Source organism: Moorena producens 3L, assembly GCF_000211815.1.
Taxonomy (GTDB): domain Bacteria; phylum Cyanobacteriota; class Cyanobacteriia; order Cyanobacteriales; family Coleofasciculaceae; genus Moorena; species Moorena producens.
The window spans coordinates 161,925-175,813 of the sequence record NZ_GL890971.1 but is presented as its reverse complement, the minus strand read 5'-3'; the positions used below and the strand labels follow the sequence as shown (position 1 = coordinate 175,813).

The window sequence follows — 13,889 nt, the reverse complement described above, 5'->3', positions numbered from 1 at the left end:
AGCGCGAAGCGGTAGCAAGGAATGAACATTAGCATTTGGATATAGATATAGATTAAAACTATAGAACTAATGTACAAATGCCTAGCCCTCGATTGAGGAATATAAATAGACTCTAGTAGAGTATCAAGTAGATGCCTGGTAGCGCCTTGTCTTTCATAGTGATCCTCTAAAACATGGAAATTTTCTGCACCCGTCCTGGCTGCCCAAATCCCCATAATTACTTTGATGATCTAGATAACAGAACCACTCTAACCACCACAGAGCAAAGGTATTGTAATAGCTGTGGTATGCCCCTGATTGTAGCAAGTCGCTACATTCCCTCCCAGCTGCTGCGGAAAGGAGGATTTGGAGCCGCATTTCTAGCACGCGATCGCTATACCCCTACCTTGCGTCAATGTGTAGTTAAGCAGTTCCAACCGTCTGGGAGAATTAGCCAGAGGGAACTACAAACTGCCCACAGATTGTTTGAGCGGGAAGCAACGGTTTTAGAGAAATTGGGCAGGCGTCACCCCCAAATCCCCGATTTGTATGCCTACTTTCCGTTGACTGTGCCGAGTCTGAAACCGGGTAAAGAAGACCAGTTTTTCTATCTGGTACAAGAATATATTGATGGACAAAACTTGGAGGAAGAACTCAACACCTTAGGAGCATTTTCTGAAGCCAAAGCCATAGAAGTGTTAACAGAAATTCTCAAAGTCCTCCAATTTGTCCATGACAATGGCTCCATTCATCGCGATATCAAGCCTTCCAATATTATGCGCGATCGCAATGGGCTTCTCTATCTATTAGACTTTGGTGCAGTTAAGCAACAGGTCAACCCAGGATCAACAGCGGCGAGGTCTACTGGTATTTATTCCATCGGATTTGCACCACCGGAGCAAATGACCGGTTCTCAAATTTACCCTTCAACGGATTTGTATGCTCTGGCAGTGACTGTGATGGTTTTGATGACTGGCAGAGAACCCAATGAACTCTACGAACCTGTTACCCATGAATGGAACTGGAGAAGTTATATCCAAATCAGCAATGCACTTGAGAGTATTTTCAATCGACTACTTATGCCAATGCCCCATCAACGCTTTCAGTCTGCTCAGGAGGTTCTTGATGCCATAAATTGTTTAAACATTGCTCAGACAACCCCTCAACGCCATTATGGCTCAGTTCTACCAGTATCCCCACCCTCCCAGCCCCACACCAGGCGACCACAAACCCACTCACCCCTATCCAAACCCCTCAGACCAAACTTTTCTCTACTTGAGGTACTAGGGGCGGCTGCGTTTACTGGATTTGAGGGAGCTTTATTATTCATTGCTGCAACTGCTTTTGCTAAGATCGTCTCCTCCAACCCACTGGGTATGCTTTTATGGGGAATGAGTTTGGGAGGGCTAATTTATGCTCAATATCGCAGGTTTATTGAAAAAATTGACTTAGTGATTATTGGAGGCATAAGCTTGGGACTTTTGATACTTTTCCCGGTGCTGCGAGTCCAGCAGTCAATCCAGTTAGTTATCATAATATCAGTTCTAGCTGCAGCAGCAGCGATCGCTCTGACGGCACTTTTCCGGCTGGTTTATCAACTGTTATCTCGAATACTATAGCAGGGGCGTTGCTGATTAAAGGAATGATGCAGGGTAACTGACAACGGAACTTATGTCCGATGAAAAACGAAACGAGTGTTCTTTTGCTATCCATGGTGATTACGGTTGCTATGGTGTTGGGAGGGTTATGGTGGCTTCAGAAAAGTCAGATAATCACACTGCCATTTGCGGAGGTAGATGAACCTAGGGCTAAGGTAACTCCAAAAACTACAAAAATTAAGCCTCAGATAATCATAGCAGAGCACCTTAGTGCCGGAGATAGAACCTTAATCCCAAAAGAGGTAACACCAGCCAAACAGGCAGCAGTCAAAGCATTTGCTTCTGGGAATTATGGGAAAGCGGCTTCCTTACTGGAGGCATCGCTTAAAAGTAAGAAAAACGATCCAGAAGCTTTGATTTACCTCAATAACGCTCGGATCGGTACATCTGAGTCTTATACAATTGCGATCTCAATACCTATTGGTGTCGAGGTAAATGCAGCCAAAGAAATGTTACGGGGTGTTGCCCAAGCCCAACAGGAAATCAATGCTAGGGGTGGCGTTAATAATATACCATTGAAGGTGCTGATTGCTAATGATGACAATGATACCAAGGTTGCTAAAAAAATAGCTAAAGCTTTTGTGGATAATCCAGATGTTTTGGGGGTTATTGGTCATTTTAGCAGTGAGGTCACCCTGGCAGCCGCAGAGGTTTATCAAGAGAATCAGTTGGTGGTGATTTCTCCGACTAGTACCTCAGTAACTATTTCAAGACTGGGTAATTATGTCTTTAGGACTATCCCTAGCGATCGCTTTTTTGGTAGCGCCCTGTCTCGCTACATGCTAAATCAATTAAATCTACGCAAAGCAGCTGTCTTTTTTAATTCCCGGAGCAACTACAGCCAATCTCTTGCTGATGCATTTACCACTGCCCTGTTTGCTGATGGCGGCGAGGTCGTGAGAGAGTTTGACTTTACTAAACCTAACTTTAATGCTGCTGTTGATGTCCAACAGGCGATCGAAACAGGTGCAGAAGTGTTGATCTTAGCCCCCAATTCCGCCACCCTTGACCAAGCGTTACTAGTAGTGCAAGTCAATGATGGACGTTTACCGATGCTAGCAGGGGATAGTCTTTACAAACCCAAGACCTTGCAAATCGGTGGTAAGGATGCGGCTAGTATGGTGTTGGCAGTCCCCTGGCATATTTTGGGCGCTCCAAATTCCCCCTTTCCCCAAGCCGCCACGAAATTATGGGGTTCAGATGTGAACTGGCGCACTGCCTTGACTTACGATGCTACTCAAGCTTTAATTGCAGCCCTTAAACAGCAGCCAAGCCGTTCCGGTGTGCAAAACTCCCTATCCGGATCAGGTTTTCAGCCCCAAGGAGTATCCAGCAAAATTCGGTTTTTACCATCAGGCGATCGCAACCAGGCTGTCCAGCTGGTCAAGATTGAACCAGGTAATCGTTCCAGCTTTGGTTATGACTTTGTGCCGATTCCTAGCAAGTAGAAACGGGGCAACATAGAAATAAGAGCGTTGCCCAATTCTGGAATGATTGAGGGTAATCGGTAATCGGTAATCGGTAATCGGTAATCGGTAACTGACCTAACTCGAATTGAGTACCCAAACCCTATTCAGCAATGGCAACAGTCGAGTTGACTAAGAACTAAGGATTAAGGAATCAGGACTAAGAACTCAGGACTGATAAATATTTTTGCCATTTTGTCACCTGATCAGTGCTCAAATCTTGTACCATAAGTTATTTCCATAAGTTATTTCCATAAGTTATTTACTTAACCAGGAGTATCCAACAAGGGCTTTTGTTAACTAGTTGTATTTAGTTGTATTCAGTTGTATTCAGTTGTATTCAGTTGTATTCTACAGGGTCACTATTTCAAGCGCCGTTGATGGTTTTTCGTTGACCTTCAACTGTCAACCGTTAACCGTCAACCATTCCACTCATCAATTACCTTGAAAGATTACAAAACAAATTAGTATTAAGCATTATTCCGGGTAATCAACAGGGTTGGCATGTATAAAAATTAGCAATAGCGTATGTATCAGAACAACGAAACTAAGCTTCTTGGGCTATCATTGATGATCTCCTTAGCTTTGGTATCTGGGTGTCTGTGGTGGTTTAAAGTGACCACATCTCCCTTATCTATGCTGGTATCGAAAAATACGTCTTCAGAGAAAACAATGATACCAAATTACCTGAGTGGGGGAGACCATATTTTATTTTCTGATTCAACAACACTGGAAAAACAGCTAGGAGTAGAAGCGGTTACTGCTGTTAATTACGACGAGGCAGTGGTGAAATTCACTGAATCCTTAGACCTCCACCGTGATGATCCAGAAGCTCTCATCTACCTTAATAACGCTCGTATTGGGGAAAAACCCTATTACACGATTGCTGCTGTTGTGTCCATTAGTGATGACATAAATACTGCTAAAGATATACTTCGGGGTGTGGCTCAAGCTCAACAGGAAATCAATCAAGCTGGTGGAATTAAAGGTATTCCTGTCAAAGTACTGATCGCTAATGATGATAATAATCCAGAGGTGGCCAAAAAATTAGCATTGAAGTTGGTAAGTAAGCCAGAGATTTTGGCAGTTGTTGGTAATTTCAACAGCAAGGTTACTCAAGCTACAGCAGATAGCTATGAATCCGGTCAATTGGTAACGATTTCGCCCATTAGCACTTCAGTAAACCTATCAGGAATTAGCAATTTTGTTTTTCGTACTGTCCCGAATGATTTCCTGGCAGGTAGAGCATTAGCTAAACACATGGTGCAAGACCTCAAGCAGCATAATGTTGCTGTTTTCTACAATTCTCAAAGTGAGTCTAGTCAGTCTCTTAAGTCAGAGTTTGTAACCGCTGTATTCTTGAAAGGAGGACGAGTAGTTAGTGATTTTGACGTGTCTGAGAAAAATTTTAGTGCTGCTAAAAGCTTTAAACAAGCGATTCATCGTGGTGCTCAAGCGCTGATGTTAGGTGCTGATTCTAGCACCCAACATCAGGTACTAAATGTGGTTCAGCTCAATAGCAAACACCGCAATAGTTTGGGTCAACAATTAGTGATTTTGGCGGGAAATCAAGTTTACAATACCAAGACATTGACAGTAGCAGGTAAAGATGCTGAAGGGATGGTAGTAGCATTACCCTGGCATCCCCTAGCCAAGCCTGGTTCTGAATTTCCGAAAACCGCTGATCAGCTTTGGGGTATTGATGTTAACTGGCGCACAGCCATGGCTTATGATGCTGTCCAAGCCTTAAGTGCGGCGATTAGACATAATCCTACTCGCAGCGGAGTTCAACAAGAACTTTCAGCACCGAACTTTTTTGCTAGAGGTGCTGCTGCTCCGATTCGTTTTTTTCCATCAGGCGATCGCTATCAACCGGTCAATTTGGTGACAATTGAACCAAGTAATAGTTCTAGCTTGGAGTATGAATTTGTGCCAATTCCTTAACCCTTATATTAATTTCATTTATGTTTGCTACCGATGATAATGGGGAGATAGGGAGATGGAGAGATGGGGAGATTATTAATCTGTAGGAATATTCTTAAAAATTGGTAAGCTCATGGGCGTTGCTGAATTAAGGAATGAATGCGCGATAATCTGGTTTTATTAAAGCCCCCTAAATCCCCCAATTCTGGGGGACTTGTCTTGATGCAGTCGCTCATGGGGGAAACCCCCAAGACCGCGCTGCATCGCTTGAGAGTTTTTCCCCCCAAGCGAGCAATCCCTCGCTTGGGGGGCTAGGGGGGCGAAACCATACTCAGAATCAGCAACGCCTTTAAATTGGTTATTTCCCGTTCCCTGTTCCCAAATCCCCTGTGCGGTTGTGCTACTGTTTATCTCAACTCCCTAATCTCATACTCAAATCCAACCAACTAGAGCGAGTAATGGGAGCACTGCTGGAGATGTAATCTACTCCTGTTTCTGCCACTGCACGAATCGTCTTTAAGGTAACATTACCCGATGCCTCAATTTTAATGTTGTTGTTGCGTACGCGAATTAGCTTAACTGCTACCTCCATCTGCTCAACTGGCATATTATCCAACATGATAATATCAGCATTGTGGGCGATAGCCTCTTCTACTTCCGCGAGAGTTGTTGTCTCTACTTCAATGGTCATAGGATAGGGAATAGTCTTACGAATTCGAGCGATCGCTTCCCCAATTCCCCCAGCCGCTTGAATATGATTATCCTTAATCATCACCGCATCATCCAAGCCCATGCGATGGTTAATAGCTCCTCCCACTTGAGTTGCATATTTTTCCAAGAGTCTTAAGCCTGGAGTAGTTTTGCGAGTATCCACCAACTGAGCAGGCAAATCAGCAATTTTTTCGGCATACTGACGGGTTAGGGTAGCAATGCCACTCAGACTCATAGTTAGATTTAAAGCTACTCTCTCTCCCATTAACAAAGCATCAAATGGTCCGTGAAAACGAGCAATGGCTTGGCTTGGCTGACAACTTTCTCCCTCTGCTACTAGGGGGATAAAGCTGACCTTTTCATTTAATAAATAGAACACCCGCGCTGCAATTGTCAGTCCCGCAATTGTACCTGCTTGCTTAGCGATCCATTGTCCGTTTCCAGAACTAACTTCTTGAGCGAACAAAGCTTGGGTGGTGCGATCGCCTCTACCAATATCTTCTTTGAGCCATTGATGCAGTAGAGAGTCTAACACTATTGGGGGAGGTAATATTGCCATAACTCTTAACCAATTTAATTTCCTATGCAGCAATTAGACTACTATTTATACTTCCTAGATCCAGGAGTATTTCCTATCTTATTGCCAAAAAAGGATAAGGAAATACTACTCAGTTAAAAGTTTAGCAAAAAAGCAGTTAAGTTAATGAAGATGGCACTCCCATCTGTCGTTGCCATTTTTCTTGAATTTTATCGTAATTGCTGTAATAGTCGTCTGGCTCGAATCCTGGCATGGGTTCATAGACATCTATTTCCTGCCACAGAGGCTGCAAGGACTCCAGAGATTCTAGAGATTGCTTGACGATTTTTTCTGGCTTGAGCCAATATTTTTTCTCTTCAGCTGTTGCATTGGGTCGCAATTTGTTTTCATTACCTGTGTCTGTAGTACTCACATTGATAAACCGTCCCCTGATTAGTCCTTGCCAGTCTTCTGACTTAGCTAGGTCTTGGATATAGCTCCGTAAGGTATCTTTGGCGTAAGTATAAGAGCGCCAGAAAGGGATCTTATATTTATCCGTAACAGAACCGAAACCACAAAGAGCAAGGGTCGTCTGGCGATTGCATTTATGCTCTTGGTTAAGTTTTTCGACAAGTGGCTGGGCTACGTTGACAAAGGTATGGTAGTTTGATGATAATATTTCATCATCAATTCCCTTTTCATCACAGTCTGCCTCGGTGGTTTCTGTCTCGATTTCATATTTGAATTTGCCTACGCCATGGATAAGGATCACATCAGAAACTTCCGAAAGCTCGAGATTAGTGATGGCTTGCTCTGCGGCTTGGCTATCGAGAAGATCGAATTGGCAATGCAGGGCATCCGTTTCCATAGGGGATCTAGAAATGGCTACGCAAGTGGTATTTTCTTGCTGTATAAAGTGTTGAACAAAACTGTTACCCAGAGCGCCGCTTGCACCTGTGACAATTGTTAGTCGAGATTTCATTTTTTTTATTAAAAAGGTAAATTTTACGTAAGTATTCAGCTATCAGCTATCAGCTATCAGCTATCAGCTTTTGAATAAAACAAGTAAGCATTGGTTTAATATGAGTGAAGTCCCAGGGTCGTTCGCACAGCGTGGCCATTCGCATAGCGTGGCCGAAAGGCCAAGGCCAAAGCCTGTTCCAAAAAGCATCTCAAGTAGCGTGAGCCTTTAGCTTACGGCTGACGGCACCTCAAGTAGCGTGGCCAAAGGCCAACGGCTGAATGCTTAAAATTTTACCAAAAATTCTGGGTTTAAAGCCCCGTCCTAGAAGGACGGCTTTTTTATTGGCATGGGTTTGACACTTTTATATGTACTCTGCTAATATAAAAGTGTATCGAATAAGGTCGAAATTCGGTGATTGTACTAGAGTTCAAAGCAAAAGGGAAGCCGTCTCAATATTCAGCTATAGACGAAGCTATTAGGACTGTCAAGTTCATAAGGAATAGCTGTATTCGCCTGTGGATGGATAACAAGGGAACCAGCAAGAACGACCTTAGTAAGTATTCTAAGATTCTAGCCAAAGAGTTTCCTTTTGCTAATCAATTGAACTCTACTGCCCGTCAGGCTGCGTCTGAGAGGGCATGGTCATCGATTGCTCGTTTTTATGATAATTGCAAGAAAAAGGTACCCGGAAAGAAAGGTTTTCCGAAATTTCATAAACGTGGACATTCCGTTGAGTACAAAAAGTCAGGATGGAAATTATCCCCTAACAAAAAGTCAATAACGTTCACTGACAAGAAAGGGATCGGGAAGCTCAAGCTTAAGGGTACCTGGGACTTGTGGCGCTTTGATAAAAAACAAATCAACCGGGTTCGCATAGTTCGCCGAGCTGATGGGTATTATGTTCAATTCTGTGTTGCTGTTAAAGTGACGGAAGAATTAGACACTACTGGCAAGACTATTGGTTTGGATGTAGGACTGAAAGAGTTCTATACTGATTCCGAAGGATACAGCGAACCAAACCCTCGGTTTTACCGCAATGGAGAAAAACGCTTAAAGTTTTATCAACGTCGGGTCTCCCGAAAAAAGAAAGGCTCATCCAATCGTAGAAAAGCCGTTAATAAATTAGGCAGGCAACATCTTAAGATAAGTAGGCAACGTGAAGAACACGCCAAGAGACTGGTTAGAAGTTACCGCAAGAAGAGTGCAGCCTTTATAGTTGGTAGGCTATGCACTAAGTACAGGACAAAAAGTTGAAAAGATAGACAGGAAAAGGGTTTCATGGAAAAAACAACAACTTTCAACGAAACCCTCATGAACCAGGTTAACTTGCTGGTGCAAACATTGAAACCTGATCTGAAATGGCATGGAGCGCGACTAAGCTTCCTGGCACTGTTTCTGATTGCTCTATTTCGAGTCAAAACCGTAAACTTCACACAACTAGCCACCGGGTTTATGGGCACAGCAAAAACATCATCTAACTACAAGCGACTACAAAGATTTTTCCGAGACTTTGAGCTAGACTACTATGCTGTGGCTAAGTTAATCGTCTCGATGATGGAGATTCCTGAACCTTGGGTGTTAAGCTTAGACCGGACACAGTGGCAATTTGGTCACAAAATCTTCAATATTCTCACCTTGGGCATTGTTCATCAGGGGGTAGCATTTCCACTGTTGTGGTGGATGCTCGACAAGAAAGGAAACTCCGACACTGGTGAACGTATAGAATTATCGGAGGAGTTTATAGAACTGTTTTGTCAACATCAAATTGCCTATCTTGCTGCTGACCGAGAATTTCTGGGAAACCAGTGGTTACAATACTTGCTTTCACAACCAATGATGCCTTTCAGGATTCGGATTCGCCACAGCGATAGCTTGGGAGATGGTCACACCACCTTGTCAGCTCGTGTCGTTTTTGCCCATCTTCAGATTGGTCAATCTCAGAGACTCAAAACCAGTCGCTGTTTGTGGGGTCATTGGGTGGATGTGGAAGCTCTTCGTCTCGAAGATAATTCTTTACTGGTGGTGGTTGCTCCTCCAAAAAGCCCTCCCGATCTACTGAGTGATTATGCTCATCGCTGGGGTATCGAAACTTTGTTTGGCATTTTTAAGAGTCGTGGTTTCAACCTCGAAGATACTCATTTACTAGATTCTGAGCGTTTGAGTCGTTTAGTCGCTTTACTCACTATTGCTTTGTGTTGGGCTTTTCGCACTGGTCAGTGGCTGTCTCAATGCCAACCGATTACCATCAAAAAGCATGGGCGTAAAGCCAAAAGCATTTTTCGCTGTGGCTTTGATTATTTGCGCCGTCTGTTCTTTAATTTTACACAATTTGACTGCGAGTTTCGCCACTCTCTTCGCTTTTTGTCCTGTACTTAGGGCTATGCATCAAAGGTGGCAGGTTTTGTTGTAAGGCTGCACTCTTCTAAGGTTTCGTCTCCGGCGCGTTGCGTAATCAGATCTAACGATCTGGTCGCCTATGAAGACTTGAGAGCAAAAAACCTAGTAAAAAATCATTGCCTTGCCAAGTCTATTAATGATGCAGGTTGGTATCAGTTTAGGAAATGGTTGGAATATTTTGGTGTCAAGTTTGGCAGGATAACAGTTGCTGTCAATCCTGCCTATACTAGCCAGAATTGTTCCGATTGTGGCGAAGTTGTCAAAAAGTCATTATCTACTCGAACTCATGTTTGTGAATGCGGGTGCGAACTAGATAGAGACCACAATGCTGCCATCAATATCCGAAATAGAGCCATAAGTACGACGGGGCACGTCGGAACTTGGATCCTAGATCCGAACGCTTCAGGAGATTTGGCCTCTACTCTTCTTGGTTCCGACCTGGAAGAGCCACGTCGAATCGTTGATTGAAGAATCCCCGCTCATAAGCGGGCGGGGAGTGTCAATTGGTTTTGAACTTGGGATTGGTCACATCAAAATTGTAGAAGCAATGAACGCTCCACGCTCTGCCATGGTGTATAAACCAACATGATGAGCGATTTCCTGGGGATGAATTGCCGTCTTTGGCAAACCCTGCTGGGCTGCCATCTCTGCGGAGAGGTCGAAGGTGGAACAACCTTCGGTATAGACGGCAATATCTTTTAACGTTGGTACCATATCATGATTGCGTGCTGATAGCATCGTAACCACGAAGTCCATTACACAAATATCTGTGCAGATGCCCACAACTACTAAGGCTTCTAGCTTGTGCTGGTTTATCCAGCGAATTAAACTATTGTTGCCACTATCTACATCAATGGAACCAATAAAACCATTGATGCAGTCTTTTTTAATTAAGGTGGTGTGGGGATGAGTTTCTAGCCATTCCAGTTCAGGAACCAGCTTTTCTTCCCCAGACCCTTTCTCGCAATGAGGAGGATAGGGAGGTTCTGGTTTGCCTGGTTCGTGGGTATCTAGGAAAGCTAAGACTGGCCAACCTTTGGCTGTGAAAGCTTTGGCTAGGCGATCGCTTTCTGATACCATGGTGGCTATTTGTTGATTTGGTTCTGTTGGAGCCAAAGGACCAAAACCAACAGTGCAAAAGCCATTGACCACATCCACAACGATCAAACCCGTGGCGCGATCGCCAATAGTATAGGGCTGAGGGTCAATGGGTAAGGCGGCTTCAATTGCTGCTAAGGTTGCATCGGGAGTGCTTAAAGCAGTTACCATCAAAACCTCCTGGTTATTCTTGGTATGGACAATTTAAAAAGCTCAGTTATTATTTCTTATCCTACTGCGAAGTCAGTAAATTTCCTGAGGTAAGGGGCATGATAGGCCAGAACAATATCTTGGTGAGGGATACCGCGTTCAACTAAGACGTTAGCAATCCCAACTTCTGTACCATCATTTTGAATACAAATCTTATTATCTTTAAGGTCAATGTGGATTGTGGAACCATAAATACGGCGATGATTACTCCATCCGGCATGGACAAGCTGGTAGCGGTCTCTTTCGGTATCAAAGATTAATTCCACTTCTACTTCACCATAAGCGGGTTTGTGGCTACTATATTCGGTTATAATTTCTTTGACGAGTTGCCGATATTACTCTAGGTTTGCCATTGAACAATTTCCTACTTAGTTGGCTCGAATACAATCAATTTCAGTTGATACTCTTGGGTAATCATTTGAACGAAGCGACGGGCAAAGAAGGTCTCGTGAATTTCAAGAGGAATAGCTAAATACAAGAGTCTCTCTGGATCTTCGGCTTTGAGGGCAAAGCGATAGTTAAGGAATTGTACCAAAACCGTATGGAATTCAGGGTGACTTTAGGCAACTGCAAACCCTGTGTGCTTCCTCACTCCGGGTGATTTAAAGCCTAGAACAATAAGCTCTTTGGGAATCCCTGCTTCTAGGAGTTCCCCAGCGATGCCATCCTCTGTCCCATTAATAGCAAAATTTTAGTTCAGCGATCGCAATACCTTGTTCCCCTGCTACTGAATAGAGTAAGTACAGCTTTTCTCCCTCGGTGTAGATAGCTGGGTCGTGCAGTTCTCGCACCGGTTCTTCTGCAATACCAACCTCCGAAGAAACAATAGGCAAAGCAACTCCTTCATAATCCATTTCTGGTTCCATAACTGTCACTGGTTCTGAAAAAATCCACTTGTCCCAATCCTTGGTTAAATCCACGTAGCTCATTAAAATACGTTCGGGAGCATCACCATATCTGGAGTAGAATAGGAGCAACCAGTCACCTTTTACCAATACAGCACCGTGTCGTAGATTAGGTATAAAGTCTTGTCCTGGCTCAAACGCCGTCACACCATCTTTCGAGCGCAGTGAAATGCCAGCTATGGGACGATTATTCATCACTGTACCATACCAGTTGTTGGCAATAGCATAGTGGAATTCATTGTGCTGGAAAACTCGAAAATAGTATGGTCCAAGTATCTCTGGCAAAGCAGTAAAATGTAGACCATCTTCAGATTTTGCCAGCATTGTCACCTGATCGTACTTATCTCTCCCCTGATAGTCGCCATGAAAGTACATCCGTATTTCTTTGGCTTCATTGTCAACATGGACATCTGGAGAAGCAATATGATCCAAGCAAGTTGTTTCGTCCAAGTGTAGGGTTCCCTGCTCATATATCTTCCACTCTCCTTCTAGAGAGTCGGCATAAGCAAGACGAATATATTTACCCAAGTGATGAGCAAAATAAAGATAATAGCGTCCTAGGGGATTTTCAATCCACTCAGGAACACGAATCAGGGATGGGCCATTAATATTAGTACCACGATCGCCTTCTAATCCTGGCATTCCCTGCTTAATAATTGGATTTATTGGGAAGCGTACAGCTTTAATTGGGAATTTCATATATCTTTGCAGGGGTTTTCAATGATCATTGGCAGTTATTCCGCAACCACATACAGCGGTTTGCAATTCAATTAGGTACAAAGTTCTGGGTTTTTAGGGAGCAGGGAGCTTCGGAGCAGGGAGCAGGTAAGAGAGAATAGGAAAAAAATTCAGTGTACTTAATAGTTATGCAAAGCGCCGTATAGTAAAAACGGTTGCCATAAACTGTTATAAAACGTTTGTTTGGTATGAGTTTGATATCTAATTTTTGATATCGCCTTCTAATTTTACCATTCCCCAGTTAATCATTGGATTTCTTGGAATATTACAGCTTGAATTGTAAATTTAATATAGCGTTTCTAGGACTCATGAGGTACACAGAATTGTTTGACTATTGGCTCTTGCCTCTTCTCTCTTACCTGCTCCGTTCGCGTAGCGTGGCCTACGGCCTCAGTCCCTGCTCCCTGCTCCCTCCTTAGGTGCGCTTTCCGCATTAAGAATTAAATTCGCCACGGGTCGCACCTCAGAAATTTGTACCTCACAAGTCGTAGAATTGCTATAGTTGCTATAATGTTAATTAATTTCAAGATCAATTTTCAGCAATACGAATTCGATATTCGTAAAGCTTTTCGTAATAAGGCAAACAAAATTCATAAGCATTTTGTAAGTGTTTATTATCTTCTACTGACACATAATTATCTCTTTTTTGTTCCTTAAAGCCAGTACTAAACATGGCGTTAAGTACCCAAGACCCCCCTTCCCAATGGGTAAGTTCGGGACGGGATTTCGGTTCCCATTGTAGGGCTTCTCTAATGAACGGTATACCAACAGCATCGCAGTAAGCTTTAACTGTTGCTTCGGGCTTTTGCACCAGATCATCGGAATCAATTACTACTGGAATTTTTCCACTGAATTCTTTAGCCATTTCAAAGAGTTTGTAGAGCTCAGCATAACCGGTTTCTTCTAAAGTAAAATCAGGCCATTTGTCGTAAAATGATGGCAGCATTTTAGCGGGATGACGCACTATAAAAGTATTTTCAAATATAGACAAAAATTCTCGATCGGCTACATGGAACATATAATAAGCCATATCCTTGATAAAAACCGCCTGGGAATCTGCCTGTTGTTTTAGCCTTTGCCAGGTTGTTTGGTAATTATATTCAGGATTGAGTTCTAGATCTGGATAACGATTAGTATCGCGACGCTCTGGAGAATTGTAGTAAGATAAGCCAAAAGGTTCATGGGAAATAATAAAATCACCTCTTTGGAGCATCATAGTTTCAAAGGCGGTGGAGGTTGAGCGAAGGGTTGCCCATAAAGCTAATATTTTTTTCATGGTTGTTCTATTTTTCGGTAATTTTATAAAACACAAGGGAACAGGGA

At 43.2% G+C, this 13,889-nt stretch carries 10 protein-coding genes and 4 pseudogenes; 6 read left to right on the top strand and 8 right to left on the bottom strand.

Going from position 1 to position 13,889, the window contains the following annotated elements; translation table 11 throughout:
- Positions 1-173 precede the first annotated feature (173 nt).
- From LYNGBM3L_RS31135 to LYNGBM3L_RS31125, 3 genes are all read left to right on the top strand, one after another.
- On the top strand, positions 174-1,598 hold the full coding sequence (locus LYNGBM3L_RS31135; RefSeq protein ID WP_008190803.1) for a serine/threonine-protein kinase: 1,425 nt from the start codon (positions 174-176) through the stop codon (positions 1,596-1,598).
- A 59-nt stretch (positions 1,599-1,657) separates the two neighbouring features.
- Positions 1,658-3,085: an ABC transporter substrate-binding protein gene (locus LYNGBM3L_RS31130; RefSeq protein WP_044495551.1), complete on the top strand. Its 1,428-nt coding sequence runs from the start codon at positions 1,658-1,660 to the stop codon at positions 3,083-3,085.
- 546 nt (positions 3,086-3,631) lie between these two features.
- Positions 3,632-5,047: an ABC transporter substrate-binding protein gene (locus LYNGBM3L_RS31125; protein ID WP_008190799.1), complete on the top strand. Its 1,416-nt coding sequence runs from the start codon at positions 3,632-3,634 to the stop codon at positions 5,045-5,047.
- A gap of 391 nt (positions 5,048-5,438) precedes the next feature.
- Here LYNGBM3L_RS31125 and nadC read toward each other — a convergent pair whose 3' ends face one another.
- Positions 5,439-6,296 (bottom strand): carboxylating nicotinate-nucleotide diphosphorylase, encoded by an 858-nt coding sequence (gene nadC / locus LYNGBM3L_RS31120; RefSeq protein WP_008190794.1) that lies wholly within the window; start codon positions 6,294-6,296, stop codon positions 5,439-5,441.
- A gap of 136 nt (positions 6,297-6,432) precedes the next feature.
- Complete coding sequence (locus tag LYNGBM3L_RS31115) at positions 6,433-7,236, bottom strand: SDR family NAD(P)-dependent oxidoreductase (protein ID WP_008190792.1); 804 nt, start codon at positions 7,234-7,236, stop codon at positions 6,433-6,435.
- A gap of 393 nt (positions 7,237-7,629) precedes the next feature.
- Here LYNGBM3L_RS31115 and LYNGBM3L_RS31110 point away from each other — a divergent pair, with 393 nt between their 5' ends.
- The 3 genes and pseudogenes from LYNGBM3L_RS31110 to LYNGBM3L_RS31100 form a co-directional block, all read left to right on the top strand.
- Entirely contained in the window at positions 7,630-8,472 is an 843-nt protein-coding gene (locus LYNGBM3L_RS31110; RefSeq protein ID WP_008190789.1) for an RNA-guided endonuclease InsQ/TnpB family protein, read from the top strand.
- A gap of 57 nt (positions 8,473-8,529) precedes the next feature.
- The gene (locus LYNGBM3L_RS31105; RefSeq protein ID WP_044495626.1) at positions 8,530-9,594 is read left to right on the top strand and encodes an IS4 family transposase; all 1,065 of its coding nucleotides are present in this window, start codon (positions 8,530-8,532) and stop codon (positions 9,592-9,594) included.
- A 63-nt stretch (positions 9,595-9,657) separates the two neighbouring features.
- A pseudogene (locus LYNGBM3L_RS31100) lies at positions 9,658-10,093 on the top strand (RNA-guided endonuclease InsQ/TnpB family protein); the annotation flags it as partial.
- 47 nt (positions 10,094-10,140) lie between these two features.
- On the opposite strand, the gene LYNGBM3L_RS31095 reads toward LYNGBM3L_RS31100, so the two are convergent.
- From LYNGBM3L_RS31095 to LYNGBM3L_RS31075, 6 genes and pseudogenes are all read right to left on the bottom strand, one after another.
- Positions 10,141-10,884 carry an isochorismatase family protein gene (locus tag LYNGBM3L_RS31095; RefSeq protein WP_008190782.1) on the bottom strand — a complete coding sequence of 248 codons (744 nt, stop codon included), beginning with the start codon at positions 10,882-10,884 and terminating at the stop codon, positions 10,141-10,143.
- Between the two features lie 56 nt (positions 10,885-10,940).
- Positions 10,941-11,258: pseudogene (locus LYNGBM3L_RS31090) on the bottom strand (XisI protein); the annotation flags it as partial.
- Between the two features lie 29 nt (positions 11,259-11,287).
- Positions 11,288-11,461: pseudogene (locus tag LYNGBM3L_RS31085) on the bottom strand (element excision factor XisH family protein); the annotation flags it as partial.
- Between the two features lie 21 nt (positions 11,462-11,482).
- Positions 11,483-11,596, bottom strand: a pseudogene (locus tag LYNGBM3L_RS37520) (element excision factor XisI family protein); the annotation flags it as partial.
- Between the two features lie 4 nt (positions 11,597-11,600).
- The gene (locus LYNGBM3L_RS31080) at positions 11,601-12,527 is read right to left on the bottom strand and encodes a glycoside hydrolase family protein (protein WP_008190776.1); all 927 of its coding nucleotides are present in this window, start codon (positions 12,525-12,527) and stop codon (positions 11,601-11,603) included.
- A gap of 568 nt (positions 12,528-13,095) precedes the next feature.
- On the bottom strand, positions 13,096-13,842 hold the full coding sequence (locus LYNGBM3L_RS31075) for a sulfotransferase-like domain-containing protein (RefSeq protein ID WP_008190772.1): 747 nt from the start codon (positions 13,840-13,842) through the stop codon (positions 13,096-13,098).
- Positions 13,843-13,889 lie beyond the last annotated feature (47 nt).